We start from the raw sequence: 19,579 nt of genomic DNA on the forward strand, positions 1-19,579 counted from the left end.
TGCCCGCCGCGCCCGCGCCGGGCAAGACGGCCGCGATCGCCGGCGCTGCAGCGGCCGCCGGCGGCGTGGCAGCCGCCCCGGTCGTGGCGGCCGCGCCCAAGCCCGCATTGCCCAGGCCCGCCGCAGCGGAGCCGCTGCCTGCATCGGCACCGCCGCCTGCCGCCGAGCCGGTCGTTGCCCCGCCGCCGGCCGCAGCCACCAAGGAACTCGACGTGCGCACCGGCGACACCCGCTACAAGGGCCTGTTCGTGCGCGAGGAGGGTCAGGTCTTGAGCGGCACCGGCCGCGTCGAATGGGCCAACGGCGACGTCTACGAAGGCCCGCTGATCCGCAACGAGCGCCACGGCCGCGGCACGCTGACCTGGGCCAACGGCCAGAGCTACAGCGGCGACTGGGTGCGCGACAAGGCCACCGGCCAGGGCGAGGTGAAGTTCGCCAACGGCAATGCCTACGAGGGCAGCGTCGTCGACGGCATCCCCGACGGCGAGGGCCGCATGCGCTATGCCTCCGGCGACGTCTACCAGGGCCAGATCCGCCAGAGCCTCAAGCAGGGCCGCGGCACCTACACCTGGACCAACGGCCAGCGCTACGAAGGCGAATGGGACCGCGACCAGCCCAACGGCCGCGGCCAGCTGAAGTTCGTCAACGGCAACCGCTACGACGGCCCCGTGGTCGACGGCGTGCCGCGGGGCAAGGGGCGGATGCAGTTCGGCTCGGGCGATGTCTACGAAGGCGGCTTCAACAACGGCGTGGCCGACGGCGAGGGCCTGTATCGCTGGAAGTCAGGCGACCAGTACCTGGGCAGCTGGGTTGCCGGCCGCAAGCAGGGCTACGGCGTCTTCACCTGGGCCAGCGGCGACCGCTGGCAGGGCGAGTTCAAGAACGACGAGCGGACCGAGGACGGGGCGTTGATCCGCAAGGAAGACATTCCCCCGGACCAGCGCGACAAGAAATAAGCAGCGGCCCGTTCAGGCACCCACGTAGAAGGCGTTCAGCTTGTTGCCGTCGAGATCACGGAAGTAGGCCGCGTAGAAGCCCTCGCCGCGCGCGCCCGGCTTGCCCTCGCAGCAGCCGCCCAGCTCCAGCGCCTTGGCGTGCAGCGCGTCGACCTTGGCCTTGCTGTCCACCACCAGCGCCACCATCACGCCGTTGCCGACCGTGGCGGCCTGGCCGTCGAAGGGCTTCATCACGCCGAAGCCGGGCTTGTCCATGCTGGCGCCCCAGGCGTAGCCGCGTCCGAAGTCCATCAGGCGCTTGACGCCGATGACGCCGAACAGCTCGTCGTAGAAGGCCGCGGCGCGCGGCAGGTCGTTGGTGCCGAGGGTGGTGTAGCCGATCATGGCTTTTGTCTCCGGTGAGTGGGGGCTGCCAGTCTAGAGCGGCAGGTTCAGCTCCACCACCTGCGGCGGGTAGTGGTGCAGGAAGGCCTGCCGCACCAGGCCCTCGCGGGCCGCGCGCCCCAGCGCCTCCTTCAGCAGGGCGCGCTCGGGGCCGCCCAGGCTGGTGCGCGACAGGTACAGGCCCACTTCCATCAGCGGCAGGCCCTCGAAGCGCCGGAACACCAGGTCCGCGCCGGCGATCGCCTGCGCCTGGGGCGGCGACATCAGCGCGAAGTCCACGCGGGCGGCCCGCAGCATGCGCGCGGCGGCGTCCAGGTCGTTGACCGGGTCCACACGCCCCGCCGCCTCCAGCTCGGCCACCAGCGAGCGGTACTCGGGGCTGAAGTGGAAACTGCGCTGCACCGCCATGCGCCAGTCCCCCTGCACCAGCGCGGCCCGGTTGTCAGGCACGACGGGCGCCTTGCCGGCGTTGCGGGTGACGATGACCAACGGCTGCCGGAACAGCGGCACGAACTCGCCGCTGCGGTCGCGCTCCGGCGTGCGGGTGGCCGAGATCAGCAGGTCGGCATGCCGGCCGGCGTTGAACTCCATCTCCAGCCGGGCGCGCGGCATCGCCGTGATGTGGAAATGGCAGCCGATGCGGCTGCCGAGCTGGCGCAGCAGGTCGGGGTAGACGCCCAGCACCTGCTCGTCGGCGCCGACGAAGGCCAGGCGGCCCGAGGGCGCGATCGGCACGGCGATCGGCCGGGAGCAGCCGGCCACGGCCGGTGCATCGAGTGCCAGCAGCAGCGTCGTCGCCAGCGCCAGCGCGCCCAGCCAGCCGCCCATGTCCCGCCTCCCTGTCTGTGGCTTCCTCAGCCCCTGTCGAACTTGAATACTGCCATGCTCGACAGCAGGTTGGGCCGCACCCGCACCGGGCGCCCGTCCTGGATGCCGAAGCTGTCCAGCACGCGCAGGCCGTTCTTGCGCGCCAGCACCTCGAAGTCGGCGTAGGTGCCGACGCGGATGTTGGGCGTGTCGTACCACTCGTAGGGCAGCACGCGGGTCACCGGCATGCGGCCGAACAGCACCTGCAGCCGGTTGGGCCAGTGGGCGAAGTTCGGGAAGCTGACGATGCCGATGCGGCCGACCCGCGCGGTCTCGCGCAGCATCAGCTCGGTATTGCGCAGGTGCTGAAGCGTCTCCAGCTGCAGTACCACGTCGAAGCTCTGGTCCTCGAAGATCGACAGGCCCTCTTCCAGGTTCAGCTGGATCGCGTTGACGCCCCGCTGCACGCAGGCCAGCAGGTTGGCGTCGTCCAGCTCCACGCCGTAGCCGGTGCAGCCCTTGGTGGTCTGCAGATGGTGCAGCAACTCGCCGGTGCCGCAGCCGAGGTCCAGCACCCGCGCGCCGTGCGGCACCAGCGCCGCGATCTGTTCCATCACGCCGCTCGCGCTCATGCCGCGCACTCCTTCGCCATCCGTTCGAAATAGGCCTTCAGCACCCCGTGGTAGCGCGGGTCGTCGAGCAGGAAGGCGTCGTGGCCGTGCGGCGCATCGATCTCCGCGTAGGAGACGTCGAGCCGGTTGTCCAGCAGCGCCTTGACGATCTCGCGTGAGCGGGCCGGCGAGAAGCGCCAGTCGGTGGTGAAGCTGGCCAGCAGGTACTTGCAGCGCGCCGCCGCGAAGGTGCGGCTGAGGTCACCGCCGTGCTCGCTGGCCGGGTCGAAGTAGTCCAGCGCGCGGGTGATCAGCAGGTAGGTGTTGGCGTCGAAGTACTCGCTGAACTTGTCGCCCTGGTAGCGCAGGTAGCTCTCGATCTGGAACTCGATGTCCTGCGTCGAATAGCCCAGCTCGCTGGCGCGCATCTGGCGGCCGAACTTCTGCTCCATCACGTCGTCGGACAGGTAGGTGATGTGGCCGATCATCCGCGCCACGCGCAGGCCGCGCTTCGGGACCAGGCCGTGCTCGTAGAAGTGGCCGCCGTGGAAGTCGGGGTCGGTGATGATGGCGCGGCGGGCCACCTCGTTGAAGGCGATGTTCTGCGCCGACAGGCTGGGCGCGGTGGCGATGGCGATGCAGTGGCGCAGCCGCTCCGGATAGCGCAGCGACCAGTCCAGCGCCTGCATGCCGCCGAGCGAGCCGCCCAGCACGCCGGCCAGCTGCCCGATGCCCAGCCGGTCCAGCAAGCGGGCCTGGGCGTCCACCCAGTCGTGCACGGTGACCACGGGGAAGTCGGCGCCATAGGCCTTGCCGGTCGCGGGGTTCGCGTGCATCGGCCCGGTCGAGCCGAAGCAGGAGCCGGGGTTGTTGACGCCGATGACGAAGAAGCGGTCGGTGTCCAGCGGCTTGCCGGGGCCGATCAGGTTGTCCCACCAGCCTTCGCTCTTCTCCACGCCCTCGTGGGTGCCGGCCACGTGGTGGCTGGCGTTGAGCGCGTGGCAGACCAGGATCGCGTTGGAGCGGGCGGCATTGAGCGTGCCGTAGGTCTCGTAGACGAGGTCGTAGTTCGACAGCGTGGCGCCGCTGCGCAGCGGCAGCGGCGCGTCGAAATGAAGGGTCTGTGGCTTGACGTGACCAAGGCTGGCCATGGCGTGCTGCTCCAATGAAAAAACCGGTTCCGCCAAAAGCGCGGGAACCGGTTCCTTCGCCTCTTTAGCGGAATTTCTATAGCGCCCGCAATTCAGAAAAATCGGCGCTGGATCGGCGGGATTCTAGCTGCTCGTCAATTCCTTGAGCCGCATCGAGCGCGGCCCCACGGCCGGGTTGTAGACCCGCGAGGCGGCGCGCCAGTTCAGCGGCTGGGCGCCGCCGTAGACGACGCGGCGTGCCTCGCCGAAGCGCTCGCGGGTGACGACGTTGAGGTAGTCGAACATCAGCCGCGGGCCGCCCTCGTCGACGAAGTCGCGCCCATGGAAGTGCTCGTGGATGCGCAGCAGCGCCAGGCCGCCGATCAGCAGGTAGCCCTCGGCCGTGGCGGTCATGCCGCCGCCGGCGATGCTCTGCAGCGCCTCGGTCCAGCCGCCCATGCCGCCGACGCGCGGCCTGCGGCCGAGCTGTCGCGCCGCCTCCAGCGCGCCCAGGGCCATGCTGTCGTTGGCGGCCCAGATCACATTGGCTTCGGGGTGGCGGGCCAGCAGCTCGCGCGCCCGCGCTTCGCCGCCGCCGCGGCTCCAGTCGGAGTTGACCAGCGCCAGCAACTCGCCGCGCCTGCCCTTGTCCAGGCAGCTCTGCAGGCCGCGGGTGCGCTCCAGCGAGACCGGCGTCAGCGGGTCGCCGGCGATGGCCAGCACCCGCGGCGGCTCCGGCTCGACGCTGCGCAGCAGTTCGGCCACCACGCGGTGCGCGGCGCGTTCGTTGTCCTGCAGGAAGGTGCCGATCCAGTTGCCGATGCGGCCGCGCTCGTTGCCGGTGCGCGCACGCTGCTCGGCGGTCAGGTCCGCATGGACCAGCACCAGCCGCGCGGGCAGCGGGGCGAAGCGCTCCAGCAGGCCCTCGCCGGCCAGCTGCTCGTTCACCAGCACGATGTAGTCGGGCTGCCGGGCGCGGGCGGCGAGCGCGGCGGCGTTGCGCTGCAGCAGCTTCGGGTCGCGCTCGCCGTACAGCACTTCCAGCTCGATGCCGAGCCCCTGCGCGGCGTCCTGCATCGAGCGCGCCATCAGCGGCCACAGCGGGCCGCTGTTGCGCTCCTGCTGCTCGCCGGGGTTCAGGAACACCACGCGGGGCTGACGGCCGGCACGGGCCAGGCGTCCACCGGCGCCGAGCGCCAGCGTGGCGCCGCATTGCAGCAGCGCGCGTCGTCGGTCGCAGGCGTGCATCGCAGGTAACCCGTTATCTGAGCGTCAGCGGTGGACGAGGATAGGCCTGCCGGGCGGAGAGCGTCAATCCGCCGCGGCCGGTTCGCGCCAGAATGGCCGGCCGGGCAAGCCGCTTGCCGCCGGCAGGGCGGCGAGGCCTCCCAGAACTCGAACAGCAAGCAAGCAGCCACCACCATGCGCAACCTCCGTCCCAGAGCTGCGGCCGTCCTGCCGCTCCTGCTTCTCGCGGCCTGCCAGAAGGCGCCGCCGCCCGGCTGGAGCGGCTATGCCGAGGGCGAGACCGTCTACATCGCCGCGCCGGTGGCCGGGCGCCTGGCCACGCTGGCGGTCGCTGCCGGCGATGCGGTCAAGGCGCAGCAGAGCCTGTTCACGCTCGACGCCGGCCTGGAACGCGCCGCCGATGCCGAGGCCCGGGCCCGCGCGCTCAGCGCCCAGGCCCAGGCCGCCGATGCCGACAAGGGCAAGCGCCGCGAGGAGCTTGCCGTCACGCAGGCGCAGCTGCGCCAGGCAATCGCCCAGGCCGAGCAGGCGCGCGCGGAGCTGCGCCGCCGCGAAGGCCTGGCCAGCCAGGGCTTCATCGCGCCGGCCCAGGTGGACGACCAGGCGCTGGCGCAGCAGCAGGCGCTGGCCCGGGTGAACGAGCTGCAGGCGGCGCTGGCCACGGCGAAGCTGCCGGCCCGCGCCGACGAGCGCGAGTCCGCCCGCGCGCTGGCCGCCGCCGCCGAGAGCGGCCGCGCTCAGACCGAGTGGCGGCTGCAGCAGAAGCAGCAGCTGGCCCCGTCCGATGCGGCGGTCACCGACGTGTTCTACCGCCCCGGCGAGTGGGTGGAGGCCGGCCAGCCGGTCGTCGCGCTGCTGCCGCCGGCCAATCGCAAGGCCCGGTTCTACGTGCCCGAGACGCAGCTGGGCGGCCTGAAGACGGGCCAGGCGGTGCGCCTGCAGTGCGACGGCTGCGGCGCGCCGATCGCGGCGAAGATCACCTTCATCGCGGCGCAGGCCGAATACACGCCGCCGGTCATCTACTCCAACGAGCAGCGGGCCAAGCTGGTGTTCCTGGTGGAGGCGCGGCCGGTCGATGCGCAGGAGGCGGTGAAGCTGCATCCGGGGCAGCCGCTGGATGTGTTGTCGCCATGAGTGACAGCGAGCGCAGCGCCGGGCCGCCCCAAGCAAGCTCGCATCCCCCCGAGGGATCGGCCGGCGTACCCGCCGGACGAGGGGCTGACGCACTCGCGATCGACGTGAAGGGCCTCAGCAAGAGCTTCAACGGCCGCAAGGTCGTGGACAACGTGGACCTGCAGGTGCGCACCGGCACCATCGTCGGCTTCCTCGGCCCCAACGGCAGCGGCAAGACCACCTCGATGCGCATGCTCTGCGGCCTGCTGACCCCCGATGGCGGCGAGGGCCGCTGCCTGGGCCTGGACTTCCGCCGCCAGCAGCTGGAGCTGAAGCGCCAGGTCGGCTATATGACGCAGAAGTTCGGCCTCTACGAGGACCTGTCCATCCGCGAGAACCTGGAGTTCGTGGCCCGGCTGTTCGAGCTTGAGGACCGCGCCAGGGTCGTCGACGAGGCGCTGGAACGCCTGGGCCTGAAGACGCGGGAGAAGCAGCTCGCCGGCTCCCTGTCCGGCGGCTGGAAGCAGCGCCTGGCGCTGGCCGCCTGCCTGCTGCACACGCCGAAGCTGCTGCTGCTGGACGAGCCCACTGCCGGCGTCGACCCGAAGGCGCGCCGCGAGTTCTGGGACCAGATCAAGCAGCTGGCGGGCGAGGGCATCACGGTGCTGGTCTCCACCCACTACATGGACGAGGCCGAGCGCTGCGACGAGCTGGTCTACATCGCCTATGGCAAGGTGCTGGCGCATGGCACGCAGGAGGAGTTGATCGAGCAGGTGAAGGGCGCGAAGAATCTGGAGGACGTGTTCGTCGAGTTGATCGGCCAGGCCAAGGACAACTTCGATGCCTAGCCCCCGCAGCCATTTCTCCTGGGCCCGCACCTTCGCCGTCTTCCTGAAGGAATGCCAGCAGATGCTGCGCGACAAGCTGACCTTCGCGATGGCGGTCGGCGTGCCCATCATCCAGCTGGTGCTGTTCGGCTACGCGATCAACACCGATCCCAAGGGCCTGCCGACGGTGGTCGTCAGCGCCGACAGCGGGGCTTTTGCGCGCAGCCTCGTCGCCACGCTGCAGACCAGCGGCTACTTCAAGATCGTGAAGAGCGGCATCGGCGAGCGCGAGGCCGACGAGATGCTGGCGCGCGGCGACGCGCAGTTCGCCGTCGTCATCCCGCCGGACTTCAGCCGCCGCCTGGTGCGCGGCGAGCGCCCCGCCCTGCTGGTGGCCGCCGACGCCACCGACCCCGCCGCCGCCGGCAACGCGCTGGCCGCGCTGCAGCAGCTCGGCGCCCAGGGCCTTGCGCGCGAGCTGCAGGGTCCGCTGGCGAAGCTGCAGGCAAGACCCGACCCCTTCGAGCTGCGCCTGCAGCGCCGCTACAACCCCGAGGGCCTGTCGCGCTACAACATCGTGCCCGGCCTGATCGGCACCATCCTGACGATGACGATGGTGATGCTCACCGCGCTGGCCATGACCCGCGAGCGCGAGCGCGGCACGATGGAGAACCTGCTGGCCACGCCGGTGCGGCCCTTCGAGGTGATGATCGGCAAGATCCTGCCCTACGTGGTGCTGGGCTATGTGCAGCTGGGCGTGATCATGATCGCCGCCTGGGCGCTGTTCTCGGTGCCGATGATCGGCAGCCTCCTGCTGCTGCTGGCGATGATCGGCGTGTTCATGGTGGCCAACCTCGGCGTGGGCTTCACCTTCTCCACGCTGGCGCAGAACCAGCTGCAGGCGATGCAGCTGACCTTCTTCTTCTTCCTGCCCTCGATGCTGCTGAGCGGCTTCATGTTCCCCTTCCGCGGCATGCCCGAGTGGGCGCAGGTGATCGGCGAGGCACTGCCGCTGACCCACTTCCTGCGCATCGTGCGCGGCATCATGCTCAAGGGCAACGGCTGGCCCGAACTGTGGCCCGAGCTGTGGCCGATGCTGCTGTTCCTGCTCATCGCCGGCGGCGTGGCGATGAGGCGGTATCGGCAGACGCTGGATTGATCGGCCGGTCGGCCGCGACCTCCGCCACCACCTCCGCCACCAGCGCCCGCAGCCAGCGGTGCGCCGGGTCATTGCGGTAGCGGGCGTGCCAGCCCATCTCGATCGGGAAGCTGCCGAGATCGACCGGCGCCGGCAGCACCTTGAGCCGTGTATCACCCTGCAGCCGCTTGCAGATCAGCCGCGGGAGCGTCGCACAGTAGTCGGTCACCGCCACCATCTCCGGGATCGCCAGGAAGTGCGTCACCGACACCGCGACGTCGCGCTTGAGCCCCTGCTTCTGCAGCGCGGTGAACAGCCCGACGCGCAGGCGCCCCGGCGGCAGCATGTTGACGTGCTTCAGCCGCTCGAACTGCTTCCTGGTGATGCGCGGGCCGGTGACGCTCGGATGGTCGGCGCGCACGATGCAGGCCAGGCCGTCCTCGCCCAGGTGCTGCACCACCAGGTTCTCCGGCGGATCGGTGAAGCGGCCCAGCGCCAGCGCCGTCGTGCCTGACATCACGCCGGTCTCGGCCAGGTCGGTGCCGTAGGGCGTGAGCCGCAGCGCGATGCCCGGCGCCTCCCGGCGCAGGCGCGCGACGATGGCCGGCACCAGCGCGAACTCCGCATAGCTGTTCGGCGCGATGGTGATCTGCCGCTGTGCCTTCGCCGGGTCGAAGGCCTGCTGGCCCAGCACCAGCTCGTCCAGGCTCGCCAGCGCCGCGGCGATTACCGGCGCCAGTTCCTCGGCCTTGGCGGTGGGCTGCATGCCGTAGCGCTCGCGCACGAACAGCGGGTCCTGCAGCATCGTGCGCAGGCGGGTCAGCGCATTGGACAGGGCCGGCTGCGTGATGCCCAGCCGCTCGGCGGCGCGGGTGACGCTGCGCTCCTCCATCAGCGTGACGAAGACCGGCAGCAGGTTCAGGTCGTAGCGCATCCAGTCATATTGCCACGTGAATAACTGGAATCGAGCAAATAAATTGGCTGAATCATTGGCCGATCTCCATCATTCGCTCCATCAACTTTCACGGAGCTTTATCGATGACTTCCACGCTCAAGACCCTTCTCCCCGGCAAGCTCGGTTTCGGCACCGCGCCGCTGGGCAATATGTTCCGCGCCATCCCCGAGGCCGAGGCGCAGGCCACCGTCGACGCCGCCTGGAACGACGGCATCCGCTACTTCGACAACGCGCCCTTCTACGGCGCCGGCCTGGCCGAGCTGCGGATGGGCGAGGCGCTGGCCGGCAAGCCGCGCGACAGCTATGTGGTCAGCACCAAGGTCGGCCGCCTGGTGCTGGAAGACGAGGTGGAGGACGTGTCCGCCCGCGACCTCGGCGAGAAGGGTGATGTGTTCCGCCATGGCCGCCCCAACCGCATCGTCAACGACTATTCGGAAGACGCCACGCTGCGCTCGATCGAGGACAGCCTGAAGCGCCTGCGCACCGACCGGCTGGACATCGTCTGGGTCCACGACGTGGCCCAGGACTTCTACGGCGACGAGTGGCTGGGCGTGTTCGAGAACGCCCGCAAGGGCGCGTTCAAGGCGCTGGACCGGCTGCGCGACGAGGGCGTCATCAAGGCCTGGGGCCTGGGCGTCAACCGGGTGGAGCCGATCGAGCTGCTGCTGGCGCTGCAGGGTCCGCGGCCCGACGGCTTCCTGCTCGCCGGCCGCTACACGCTGCTGGACCATGAGCGCGCGCTGCAGCGGGTGATGCCCGAGGTGCAGGCCCGCGGCCTGGGCATCGTCGTCGGCGGGCCCTACAGCTCGGGCGCGCTGGTCGGCGGGCCGAACTTCGAGTACGCGCCGGCCACGCCGCAGATCCTCGACAAGGTGGCGCGCATCAAGGCCATCGCCGATCGCCATGGCGTGTCGATGAAGTCGGCCGGCCTGCAGTTCGCGCTGGCTCATCCGGCGGTGGCGGCGGTGATCCCCGGCGCCAGCCAGCCGGGCCGCATCGCCGAGGACCGGGCGGCGCTGGAGGCGCTAGTGCCGGCGGATTTCTGGCGCGAGCTGCGCGCCGCGGCGCTTGTCAGCCCGCAGGCGCCGTTGCCGGTCTCCGAGTGAAGGTCCTCGTCAGGGCGCCGCGCAGAGGCAGTGCACCACCGTGTTGAACGGCCGCCCGCCCGCCTTGGCCTGGCCCAGCTCGGCCAGCCAGGCCAGGTCCTGCCCGGCCTGCTGCAGCACCGGCGGCAGCTTGGGCAGCGCGGGCACGCCCAGCTGCGCGCCGATCGCGTCGACCATCGCCGGCGCCAGCACGTCGCTCAGGCCCGCGAGCAGCCGCTCGCTGCGGCTCGGTTCGCGTTCGATGTAGACGATGCGCGGCTTGCTCTTCCCGTCGTCCAGCTTGGCGAGCTTGGCCGCGGCCTTCAGTGCGTCCTCGTAGCTGCCGGTGCGGTCGATCAGGCCGCGCTCCAGCGCCTGCGCGCCGGTCCACACGCGGCCCTGGGCCACGGCGTCGATCTCGGCAACCGGCTTCTTGCGGGCGGCGGCGGCGCGCTCGGTGAACTCGTCGTAGATGTGGTTGATGCCCAGCTGCACCGCCTCGGCCATGCGCGGGTCCAGCGGGCGGCGCGGATCGTAGGCCTGGGCCAGCCAGGTGGTGGTGGTGCCGCCGGTGTGCAGCGAGAGCTTGTCCAGCAGCTTGTCGGCGGTGGGCAGCATCCCGAAGACGCCGATCGAGCCGGTGATGGTGCCGGGATCGGCGATCACCTGGTCGGCGGCCATCGAGATCCAGTAGCCGCCCGAGGCTGCCACGTCGCCCATCGAGACCACGACCGGCTTGCCGGCCTTCTTCAGCAGCTCCACCTCGCGCCGCACGATCTCGGAGGCGAAGGCGCTGCCGCCCGGCGAGTTGACCCGCAGCACGAGCGCCTTGGCATGTTCGTCCTCGCGCACCTGGCGCACCAGGCGGGCGGTGGAGTCGCCGCCGATCTTGCCGGGGCCGGCGTCGCCGTCGCTGATGCCGCCCTCGGCGACGACCACCGCCACGTAGTCGGGCGAGGTGGTGTTCAGCTCCGGCTTGACGTGGCCCTGGTAGCCGGCCAGCGAGACCTGGCGGTAGGTCTTGCCGTCATCGCTCTTGGCGCCACGCTGCATCAGCAGCTCGCGCATCTCGTCGCGGGTCTTGACACCGTCGATCAGCTTCTGCTGCAGGGCCAGCTGGGCGGTGTCGCCCTTCACCGCGGCGAGCTGCTGCGGCAGCGCGGCGATGTCGGCATCGATGCGGCCCTTGGGCAGCTTGCGTGCCGTCTCGATCGCGCTGGTGAAGCCGCTCCACAGCTCGCCGTAAAGAGCCGCATCGGCCTCCAGCGTGGCCTTGGACGGGCCGTTGGCGAAATAGGGCTCGGCCGCGTTCTTGTAGGTGCCCACGCGCAGCACGTTGGCGCTGATGCCCAGGCGGTCCAGCGCGTCCTTGTAGTAGGTGCGGTAGCCGCCGAAGCCGGCCAGCTGCACGCTGCCCATCGGGTGCATGTAGATCTCGCTGGCGCGGGCGGCGAGGTAGTAGCCGCGCTGGCTGTAGCCGTCGCCGTAGGCCAGCACCGGCTTGCCGGCGGCCTTGAAGCGGTCGACGGCCGCGGCCACCTCGTGCAGGCCGGAGAGGCCGGCGCTGTCGAAGTCGTCCAGGTCCAGCACCAGCAGGCCGATCTTGTCGTCGGTGGTGGCGGCGTCCATCGCGCGCAGCACGTCGCGCAGCCGCGTCTGCGCCGGCACGTGCTCGCCGCGCAGTTCGGCCATCGCACGGTCGCGCGCGTTGCCGGCGTACTGCTCCACCAGGCGCCCGCCGAGGTTCAACACCAGTGCGGTCTTGGGCTGCAGCGGCTTCGGGCCGTGGCGCACGATGGCGACCACGAGAATCACCAGCACGATCAGCAGCAGCAGGTTCAGGATCGCGCGGCGCAGGCCGTCGAGCAGCCACCAGGTGCGGGAGAAGAACCAGCCGATCGGCCGGAACACGGATTTGAGGCTCATCGGATTCCCTGGCTGTTGTTTGGTTGCCGGCGCAAAGATTGTGCAGCATCATCCCGGCGCCACAGAGAGGCGCAGAACTACAAGGGGACCGCCATGCCGTCATGGCTGCAACGCATCGACGACTTCTTTCCGATCCGCTACTCGACCTGGCTGCTGTGCGCGCTGCTGGCTCTGGTATCTGGCACCGCCTTCCTGGCCGGCGAGATGGCGCCCTGGGGCCTGCTGCTGTTCGGCTGGCTGACGCTGGTGGGCTTCATGGACGCGCGGCAGACGCGCCGCTCGATCCTGCGCAACTACCCGGTCATCGGCCATGTGCGCTTCCTGCTGGAGTTCATCCGGCCGGAGATCCGCCAGTACTTCCTGGAGAACGACAACGAGGCCGCGCCCTTCTCGCGCCAGCAGCGCTCGCTGGTCTACCAGCGCGCCAAGGGCGACCCCGACAAGCGGCCCTTCGGTACCCAGCTGGACACCGGCGCCAACGGCTACGAGTGGATCAACCACTCGGTCATGCCCACCTCGCTGCCCACCCACGACTTCCGCATCCTGATCGGCGGCGCGCGCGCCCAGCCCTACTCGGCCAGCATCTTCAACATCTCGGCGATGAGCTTCGGCGCGCTGTCGGCCAACGCGATCATGTCGCTGAACGCCGGCGCCGCGCGCGGCCGCTTCGCCCACGACACCGGCGAGGGCTCGATCAGCGTCCACCACCGCAAGCACGGTGGCGACCTGATCTGGGAGATCGGCTCCGGCTACTTCGGCTGCCGCAACCTCGACGGCAGCTTCAGCCCCGAGAAGTTCCGCGAGGCCGCGATCGACCCGCAGGTCAAGATGATCGAGCTGAAGATGAGCCAGGGCGCCAAGCCCGGCCACGGCGGCGTGCTGCCGGGCCCGAAGGTGACGGCCGAGATCGCCGCCGCGCGGGGCGTGAAGATCGGCGAGGACTGCATCTCGCCGGCCGCCCACAGCGCGTTCAGGACGCCGGTCGAGATGATGCAGTTCATCGAGCAGTTGCGCGAGCTGTCCGGCGGCAAGCCCACCGGCTTCAAGCTGTGCATCGGCCACCCCTGGGAATGGTTCGCGATGGCCAAGGCGATGATCGAGACCGGCATAACGCCTGATTTCATCGTCGTCGACGGCGCCGAGGGCGGCACCGGCGCCGCGCCGCTGGAGTTCACCGACCATGTCGGCGCGCCGCTTCAGGAAGGGCTGCTGCTGGTCCACAACACGCTGGTGGGCCTGAACCTGCGCGACAAGGTCAAGATCGGCTGCGCCGGCAAGGTGGTCAGCGCCTTCGACATCGTGCGGATGATGGCGCTCGGCGCGGACTGGTGCAACGCGGCGCGCGGCTTCATGTTCGCGCTGGGCTGCATCCAGTCGCAGAGCTGCCATACCGGCCACTGCCCGACGGGGGTCGCCACCCAGGACCTCGGCCGCCAGCGCGCGCTGGTCGTGCCCGACAAGGCCGAGCGCGTGTTCCGCTTCCACGAGGAGACGCTGAAGGCGCTGAAGGAGCTGGTGCAGGCCGCCGGCCTGGAGCACCCGGGCGACATCACCGCGGCCCACATCGTGCAGCGCACCGGCAAGCACGAGGTGCGGCAGCTCGCCAACTGCCTGCCGACGATCCTGCCCGGCTCGCTGCTGGCCGGGAATCTGACGACGCGGGTGTTCGAGGTCTACTGGCCGCTGGCGGATGCATCGAGTTTCGCGCCTCAAGGCGCCCTCGCGATGCCGTCCTGAGACTGCGGGGTTTCCTGCGTACGGTCGCGCCGGCACGGTCGTATTCTTGGCTCCAAGGAGACCTTCACCATGAGCCATCGTTTCGTCTGGATCGACATCCCCGTGCTGGACCTGGACCGCGCGGTTGCCTTCTACAGCGCCGTGTTCGGCGAGCCGGTGCGGGTCGAGAGCGGCCCGGGCTTCCGCTTCGGCCTGCTGCCGCACAGCGGCGACGAGGTGGCCGGCTGCCTCTACCTGCCCAGCGACGACAACAAGCCCTGCTCCAACGGCCCGCTGGTCTATCTCAACGTCGAGGGCCGCATGGCGCCGGCCGAGGCGGCGGCGGGCGCGAACGGCGGCAAGGTGCTGCAGCCCAGCCACAAGATCGGGCCGCATGGCTTCCGCTCGATCGTGCTCGACAGCGAAGGCAACCGCATCGCGCTGCACTCGATGACGGCCTGACCATCCTGGAGGCAGGGGGGAGCAGCCGCCCGCTCGCGGGGTTGTGATGCCGGCAGCGGCACGCAAAATCCCTAACGTCAAAGTTGAGCGGCATCCAGGCCGCCCCCGAGCCCTCGATGCCTTCCGTTTTCCTGCTGCGCCGCTGCCGGCCAGCCCTGCAAAAGTCGCGTGCCGCCGTGATGCGCCTGGCGGGCTGGTGGGTCTGTGGAGAGGGCGAGCGGGTGCGCGAGGCCGGCGAGGCGATCGCCGCGCTGCGGCCCGACATCGTGGCCTGCGACCTGCGCCTGCTCGATGGCCATGCCACGCGCCTCGCCTATGAGATGCGCGGCTGGGCAGGCCGCCGCCCCCAGATGCTGCTGCTGTCCAGCAGCAATGAGGACCTGCGGCTGTTCGATGCGCTGTCAGCGGGAGCTGACAGTTATGCCGCCGACACCGGCGATGGCGAGGGCCTGGCCGATGGCCTGCGCCGGCTGGCCGACCGGCGCGCCCCGATGACCGCCAGCATCGCCCAGCAGGCGCTGGCCGCCTTCGGCGTGCAGCGAAGCCGCCTGGCGGCCGCGCAACTGCCCACGGCGGGACAGGACCTGGGCCCCACCGGCGCGGGCCTCAGCATGGCCGAGCAGCACCTGCTGAGCCTGCTCGCCCAGGGCTGGCTGCTGCCGGAGATCGGCGAACGCTGGCTGCTGCAGCCGGCCGAGATCGAACAGCGCCTGTGGCGCATCTATGCGCGGCTGCATGCGCGCCAGCCGCTGCCTGCGGCTCAGGCGGCCGGCGGCTCGGTGTCGATGAAGCTCTGGCGCGCGGCCAGCTTCTCGTAGTGCTTCGCCAGGTTCGGCTGGGCCGTGCGCCAGTCGATCGACGGGAAGCGGAAGTCCATGTACGACAGCGCGCAGCCGACCGAGATGTCGGCCAGCGAGAAGTGGTTGCCCGAGCACCAGTTGCGCTCGCCGAGGCCGGCGCCCATCGCCGCGATGGAGGCATGGACCTTGGTCATCTGCCGCTCCACCCAGGCGGAGCTGCGCTCCACGTCGGCGCGGCCGGTCCAGGTCTGCTCCAGCCGGGCGAGGATGGAGGCGTCCATCACGCCGTCGGCCAGCGCCTCCCAGGTGCGCACCTCGGTGCGCTCGCGGCCCCGCTCGGGGATCAGCTTGCCGACCGGCGAGAGCGTGTCCACGTACTCGCAGATGACGCGCGAGTCGAACACCGCGCCGGTGATCGAGTCCTGGCCTTCCATCACCAGGCAGGGCACCTTGCCCAGCGGGTTCATCTTCAGGATGGCATCGCTGCCCCAGACGTCTTCCAGCACGAACTGATAGTCGAGCTTCTTCTCGGCCATCACGACACGCACCTTGCGGACATAGGGACTGGTGAGGGAACCGATCAGTTTCATGGTGTCTAGTCGTCGCCGGGCGGGCCGGCTGGGGATCAGGTCGGGAGGGTTGCGATCGATTCTAGCCATCGCCCGGGGTGCCATCCCGCATGTGCGACGCTGTCTGCTGCGGCCGACACAAGCGGGCCGCGGCACCCGCTCCGAGGATTGCCATGCCGGCGTCACGCCGGCAGACTACTGCGCGCGTTCCTGCTTGCTCGGGTCAAGCCGCTAAAATCACGGGTTAGCCCTAGTGCTGATCCCAGCGCCACCCAGCCCGAGACCCCGCCCATGAACGTCGCTCCCTTCTCCAGCATCAGCGCCCTTTCGCCGCTGGATGGCCGCTATGCCTCGCGTGTCGCCGCCCTGCGCCCGCTGCTGTCCGAGTACGGCCTGATGCACCGCCGCGTGCAGGTGGAGGTCGAGTGGTTCATCGCGCTGTCGGACTGCGGCTTCGCCGAGTTCAAGCCGCTGTCGGAAGCCGGCCGTGGCCTGCTGCGCAGCCTGGTGACCCGCTTCTCCGAGGCCGACGCCCAGGCGATCAAGGAGATCGAGAAGACGACCAACCACGACGTCAAGGCGGTCGAGTACTGGCTCAAGTCGCGCTTCGAGGCCAATGCCGAGCTGAAGGCGGCCGGCGAGTTCGTCCACTTCGCCTGCACCAGCGAGGACATCAACAACACCAGCCACGGCCTGATGCTGAAGGCGGCCCGCGCCGAAGTGCTGCTGCCGACGATCGACAAGATCGTCACCAAGCTGACCGACATGGCCCACACGCTGTCCGCCGTGCCGATGCTCTCGCGCACCCATGGCCAGACCGCCAGCCCGACGACCGTCGGCAAGGAGATCGCCAACGTCGTGGCCCGCCTGCGCAACGCCCGCGCGCGCATCGCCGACGTCAAGCTGCTGGCCAAGATGAACGGCGCCGTCGGCAACTACAACGCCCACCTGTCGGCCTGGCCCGAGCACGACTGGGAAGCCTTCAGCCAGCGCGTGATCGAGGGGCCGCTGGGCCTGAGCTTCAACCCCTACACGATCCAGATCGAGCCGCACGACTACATGGCCGAGCTGTTCGACGCGGTGACCCGCACCAACACGATCCTGATCGACTGGTCCCGGGATGTCTGGGGTTATGTCTCGCTCGGTTACTTCAAGCAGCGCACCAAGGCCGGCGAGATCGGCTCGTCGACGATGCCGCACAAGGTCAACCCGATCGACTTCGAGAACGCCGAGGGCAACTTCGGCCTGGCCAACGCGCTGCTGAGCCACCTGAGCCAGAAGCTGCCGATCAGCCGCTGGCAGCGCGACCTCACCGACTCGACGGTGCTGCGCAATATGGGCGTGGCGCTGGGCTATGCGGTGCTGGGCTACGACTCGCTGCTCAAGGGCCTGGACAAGCTCGAGATCAACGAGGCCGCGCTGGCCGCCGACCTCGACGCCGCCTGGGAAGTGCTGGCCGAGCCGATCCAGACGGTGATGCGCCGCTACGCGCTGCCCAACCCCTACGAGCGCCTGAAGGAGCTGACCCGCGGCAAGGCGATCACGCAGGAAGCGATCCGCGAATTCATCGGCACGCTGGAGCTGCCCGAGGCCGAGAAGGCCCGCCTGATGGACCTGACCCCCGGCAGCTACATCGGCCGCGCGGAAAGCCTCGCGCGCAAGATCTGACGAAGCTCTCCTAAACTCCCCGCTCAAATGATGAGATGAGCGGGGATCGGATGCTTTCACTGATGCGGCGCTGCCTGTGCGCCCTGGCTCTGGCAACAGGATTCGCGGCAAGCGCTGCGACCAAGCCGCCCGTTGCGCCCAAGGCGGCGGCGCCCGCCGAGGGCTACACCGTCGCCCCGGCGCCCGCCTGGGTGCAGCCGCTGGCGGCCGATGCGTCCATCACCCTGCCCGCCGCGCCGGTCCAGGTGCTGCTGATGGACCACCAGACCCGCGTCGGCGCCGAGGCCGCGCAGACCTGGCGCTACCAGCACGCGATCCGCCAGATCCGGGACAGCGCCGGCCTGCAGAACGGCTCGCAGATCCAGCTCGAGTTCGATCCGTCCTACCAGCGCCTCGTCTTCCACCGGCTGGAGATCTGGCGTGACGGCAAGCGCATCGACAAGCTGGCCGACCGCAGGATCGTCAAGCTGCTGCACCGCGAGACCAATCTGGAGCGCCAGATGGTGGACGGCCGCATGACGGCCTCCATCGTGCTGGACGACCTGCGCGCCGGCGACCGCATCGAGTGGGCCGCCTCGCTGGTCGGCGACAACCCGGTCTTCAAGGGCCGCTATGTCGACCAGGAATGGACCAGCGCCAGCCTCGGGCCGGTGGGCCTGGTGAACTTCCGGCTGCTGGCGCCGGCGGCGCGCAACATCCGCCACCGCGACAAGGGCGAAGCGCTGAAGATCGAGTTCAGCGAACAGACCACCAGGGACGGCCTGCGCGAAAGCACCTGGCGCCGCCGGGCGGTGCCGCAGTTCCACTACGACCCGCTGCTGCCGGTGGCCGAGACCATGGCCGACCAGATCGAGCTGAGCGAGTTCGCCGACTGGGCCGACGTGGCCGCCTGGGCGCGCCAGCTGTTCGCCTCGGCCGAGGGCGGCAACAGCAGCGCGCTGGCGGCCGAAGCCGACACCATCCGTGCGAAGGCCGAGGCGCCGGAAGAACGCCTGCGCCTGGCGCTGGACTTCGTGCAGCGCGACATCCGCTACTTCGGCACCGAGATGGGCGCCAACTCGCACCAGCCGGCCAGCGCCGACACGGTGCTCAAGCAGCGCTTCGGCGACTGCAAGGACAAGGCCGCGCTGCTGGTGAACCTGCTCAAGCGCCTGGACATCGAGGCCACGCCGGTGCTGGTGTCCACCTACCTGCGCGAGTCGGTGCAGGGCCGCCTGCCGAGCCCGCTGGCCTTCGACCATGCGATCGCTGCCGTGCGCCTGCCCGGGCAAGACCTGACCCTGTGGCTGGACGGCACCCGCTCGCAGCAGAGCGGCGCGCCGGCCACGCGCCAGTCCTGGGGCCTGGACCGCGGCCTGCTCGCCCGTGCCGACGTGAACTCGCTCAGCCCGATGCCGCCGGCCCGCGAGGCGCTGCGCAGCGAGACGGTGGCGACGATGCGCTTCCCGAAGCTGGCCGAGGAAGGCACGTTCGAATCGGTCACCACCTACCACGGCGACCTGGCCGAATCGCTGCGCGCCGCCCGCGACAGCATGCCCGCCGAGGAACTGCAGAAGGCGCTGATCGGCGAGATCTCGCGCGCCTATCCTTCGTTCCGCCAGCAGGGGCAGGCGCTGATCGAGGAGGTCGAGGGCCGCAACGCCGTGAAGGTGACGCTGAACTTCGGCACCGGCGCCGACTACTGGCGCTTCCCCGACAAGCGCAACCTCGCCGGCGACTTCGCGCTGCTGGACCTGGCCGTGCCGCTGCGCCTGCCCAACCAGACCCCGCGCGCCGAGGCCATGCAGATCGGCGCCACCGGCCGCTACCGCTACACGCTGCGCTACGAGTTCTTCGAGGAGAGCTTCACGCCCGGCGCCAATGCCAGCAGCCGCTTCGACGAGGTCAACGACCAGTTCGCGCTGCACCTGCGCTATGCCGCGGCGCCGCGTTCGCAGCAGATCGACGGCGAGCTGGACCTGAAGGCCGAGGTGCTGCCCGCCGGCAGGTGGAACGCCTACCGCGAACAGCTCGGCAAGGTCTGGCCCCGCCTCGGCGCTACCTTGACGGTGCCGGCCCTGTCGCCGGCGCAGATCGCCGCGCTGCGCAAGTCCGCCGGCGAGCTGGCCGACTCGGTCGGCCGGGGCAGCGTCAAGGTGACGACGGCCGAGCAGGGCGCGGCCCGCATGCGCCTGCTGGTGGCCG

General features: G+C 70.2%; 17 protein-coding genes and 1 pseudogene. 10 read left to right on the forward strand and 8 right to left on the reverse strand.

Annotated features, from left to right (window positions below; genetic code table 11):
• On the forward strand, window positions 1–956 hold a 956-nt coding region (locus tag B0W88_RS18930), incomplete at its 5' end, for an MORN repeat-containing protein (RefSeq protein ID WP_198937877.1).
• Between the two features lie 12 nt (window positions 957–968).
• Here the strand turns inward: B0W88_RS18930 and B0W88_RS18935 are convergent.
• The 5 genes from B0W88_RS18935 to B0W88_RS18955 all read right to left on the reverse strand — a co-directional run bounded on the left by B0W88_RS18935 (window position 969) and on the right by B0W88_RS18955 (window position 5,136).
• Entirely contained in the window at window positions 969–1,340 is a 372-nt protein-coding gene (locus B0W88_RS18935) for a VOC family protein (protein ID WP_077036194.1), read from the reverse strand.
• Window positions 1,341–1,373: 33 nt separating this feature from the next.
• Entirely contained in the window at window positions 1,374–2,168 is a 795-nt protein-coding gene (locus B0W88_RS18940) for a transporter substrate-binding domain-containing protein (RefSeq protein WP_077036195.1), read from the reverse strand.
• Between the two features lie 26 nt (window positions 2,169–2,194).
• Window positions 2,195–2,779 carry a methionine biosynthesis protein MetW gene (metW, locus tag B0W88_RS18945; RefSeq protein WP_077036196.1) on the reverse strand — a complete coding sequence of 195 codons (585 nt, stop codon included), beginning with the start codon at window positions 2,777–2,779 and terminating at the stop codon, window positions 2,195–2,197.
• Window positions 2,776–3,909, reverse strand: a complete 1,134-nt coding sequence (locus B0W88_RS18950) for a homoserine O-acetyltransferase (RefSeq protein WP_077036197.1) — start codon at window positions 3,907–3,909, stop codon at window positions 2,776–2,778. The genes metW and B0W88_RS18950 overlap by 4 nt, the downstream gene beginning before the upstream one ends.
• A gap of 123 nt (window positions 3,910–4,032) precedes the next feature.
• Window positions 4,033–5,136, reverse strand: a complete 1,104-nt coding sequence (locus tag B0W88_RS18955; RefSeq protein ID WP_077036198.1) for an ABC transporter substrate-binding protein — start codon at window positions 5,134–5,136, stop codon at window positions 4,033–4,035.
• Window positions 5,137–5,310: 174 nt separating this feature from the next.
• Here B0W88_RS18955 and B0W88_RS18960 point away from each other — a divergent pair, with 174 nt between their 5' ends.
• The 3 genes and pseudogenes from B0W88_RS18960 (at window position 5,311) to B0W88_RS18970 (ending at window position 8,235) form a co-directional block, all read left to right on the forward strand.
• A complete protein-coding gene (locus B0W88_RS18960) occupies window positions 5,311–6,270 on the forward strand; it encodes an HlyD family secretion protein (protein ID WP_077036199.1) in 960 nt (319 codons plus the stop codon).
• Window positions 6,267–7,016, forward strand: a pseudogene (ccmA, locus tag B0W88_RS18965) (heme ABC exporter ATP-binding protein CcmA); the annotation flags it as partial. The gene B0W88_RS18960 and the pseudogene ccmA, both read left to right, overlap by 4 nt.
• 73 nt (window positions 7,017–7,089) lie before the next feature.
• A complete protein-coding gene (locus B0W88_RS18970; protein WP_077036200.1) occupies window positions 7,090–8,235 on the forward strand; it encodes an ABC transporter permease in 1,146 nt (381 codons plus the stop codon).
• Here B0W88_RS18970 and B0W88_RS18975 read toward each other — a convergent pair.
• Entirely contained in the window at window positions 8,186–9,148 is a 963-nt protein-coding gene (locus tag B0W88_RS18975) for a LysR family transcriptional regulator (protein WP_077036201.1), read from the reverse strand. The two genes, B0W88_RS18970 and B0W88_RS18975, sit on opposite strands and share 50 nt — an antisense overlap.
• Before the next feature lie 104 nt (window positions 9,149–9,252).
• Between B0W88_RS18975 and B0W88_RS18980 the strand changes: the two genes are divergently transcribed.
• Window positions 9,253–10,275, forward strand: coding sequence for an aldo/keto reductase (locus B0W88_RS18980; protein WP_077036202.1), 1,023 nt, complete (start codon window positions 9,253–9,255; stop codon window positions 10,273–10,275).
• Between the two features lie 9 nt (window positions 10,276–10,284).
• Here the strand turns inward: B0W88_RS18980 and sppA are convergent, their stop codons facing one another.
• Window positions 10,285–12,180: a signal peptide peptidase SppA gene (gene sppA, locus B0W88_RS18985; protein WP_077036203.1), complete on the reverse strand. Its 1,896-nt coding sequence runs from the start codon at window positions 12,178–12,180 to the stop codon at window positions 10,285–10,287.
• Window positions 12,181–12,273: 93 nt separating this feature from the next.
• Between sppA and B0W88_RS18990 the strand changes: the two genes are divergently transcribed.
• From B0W88_RS18990 to B0W88_RS19000, 3 genes are all read left to right on the forward strand, one after another.
• Window positions 12,274–13,917, forward strand: coding sequence for an FMN-binding glutamate synthase family protein (locus B0W88_RS18990; protein WP_077036204.1), 1,644 nt, complete (start codon window positions 12,274–12,276; stop codon window positions 13,915–13,917).
• A 69-nt stretch (window positions 13,918–13,986) separates the two neighbouring features.
• Window positions 13,987–14,358, forward strand: a complete 372-nt coding sequence (locus B0W88_RS18995) for a VOC family protein (RefSeq protein WP_077036205.1) — start codon at window positions 13,987–13,989, stop codon at window positions 14,356–14,358.
• Window positions 14,359–14,474: 116 nt separating this feature from the next.
• Window positions 14,475–15,176, forward strand: a complete 702-nt coding sequence (locus B0W88_RS19000) for a response regulator transcription factor (protein ID WP_144006849.1) — start codon at window positions 14,475–14,477, stop codon at window positions 15,174–15,176.
• On the opposite strand, the gene B0W88_RS19005 is transcribed toward B0W88_RS19000, so the two are convergent.
• A complete protein-coding gene (locus B0W88_RS19005; protein WP_077036207.1) occupies window positions 15,119–15,748 on the reverse strand; it encodes a glutathione S-transferase family protein in 630 nt (209 codons plus the stop codon). The two genes, B0W88_RS19000 and B0W88_RS19005, sit on opposite strands and share 58 nt — an antisense overlap.
• A gap of 270 nt (window positions 15,749–16,018) precedes the next feature.
• On the opposite strand from B0W88_RS19005, the gene purB reads away from it, so the two are divergent.
• A complete protein-coding gene (purB, locus tag B0W88_RS19010; protein WP_077036208.1) occupies window positions 16,019–17,395 on the forward strand; it encodes an adenylosuccinate lyase in 1,377 nt (458 codons plus the stop codon).
• Window positions 17,396–17,445: 50 nt separating this feature from the next.
• Window positions 17,446–19,579 (forward strand): DUF3857 domain-containing transglutaminase family protein (locus B0W88_RS19015; RefSeq protein ID WP_144006850.1); only part of this gene is annotated, 2,134 nt, incomplete at its 3' end.

The organism is Pelomonas sp. KK5 (genome assembly GCF_001984095.1).
Taxonomy (GTDB): Bacteria; Pseudomonadota; Gammaproteobacteria; order Burkholderiales; family Burkholderiaceae_C; genus KK5.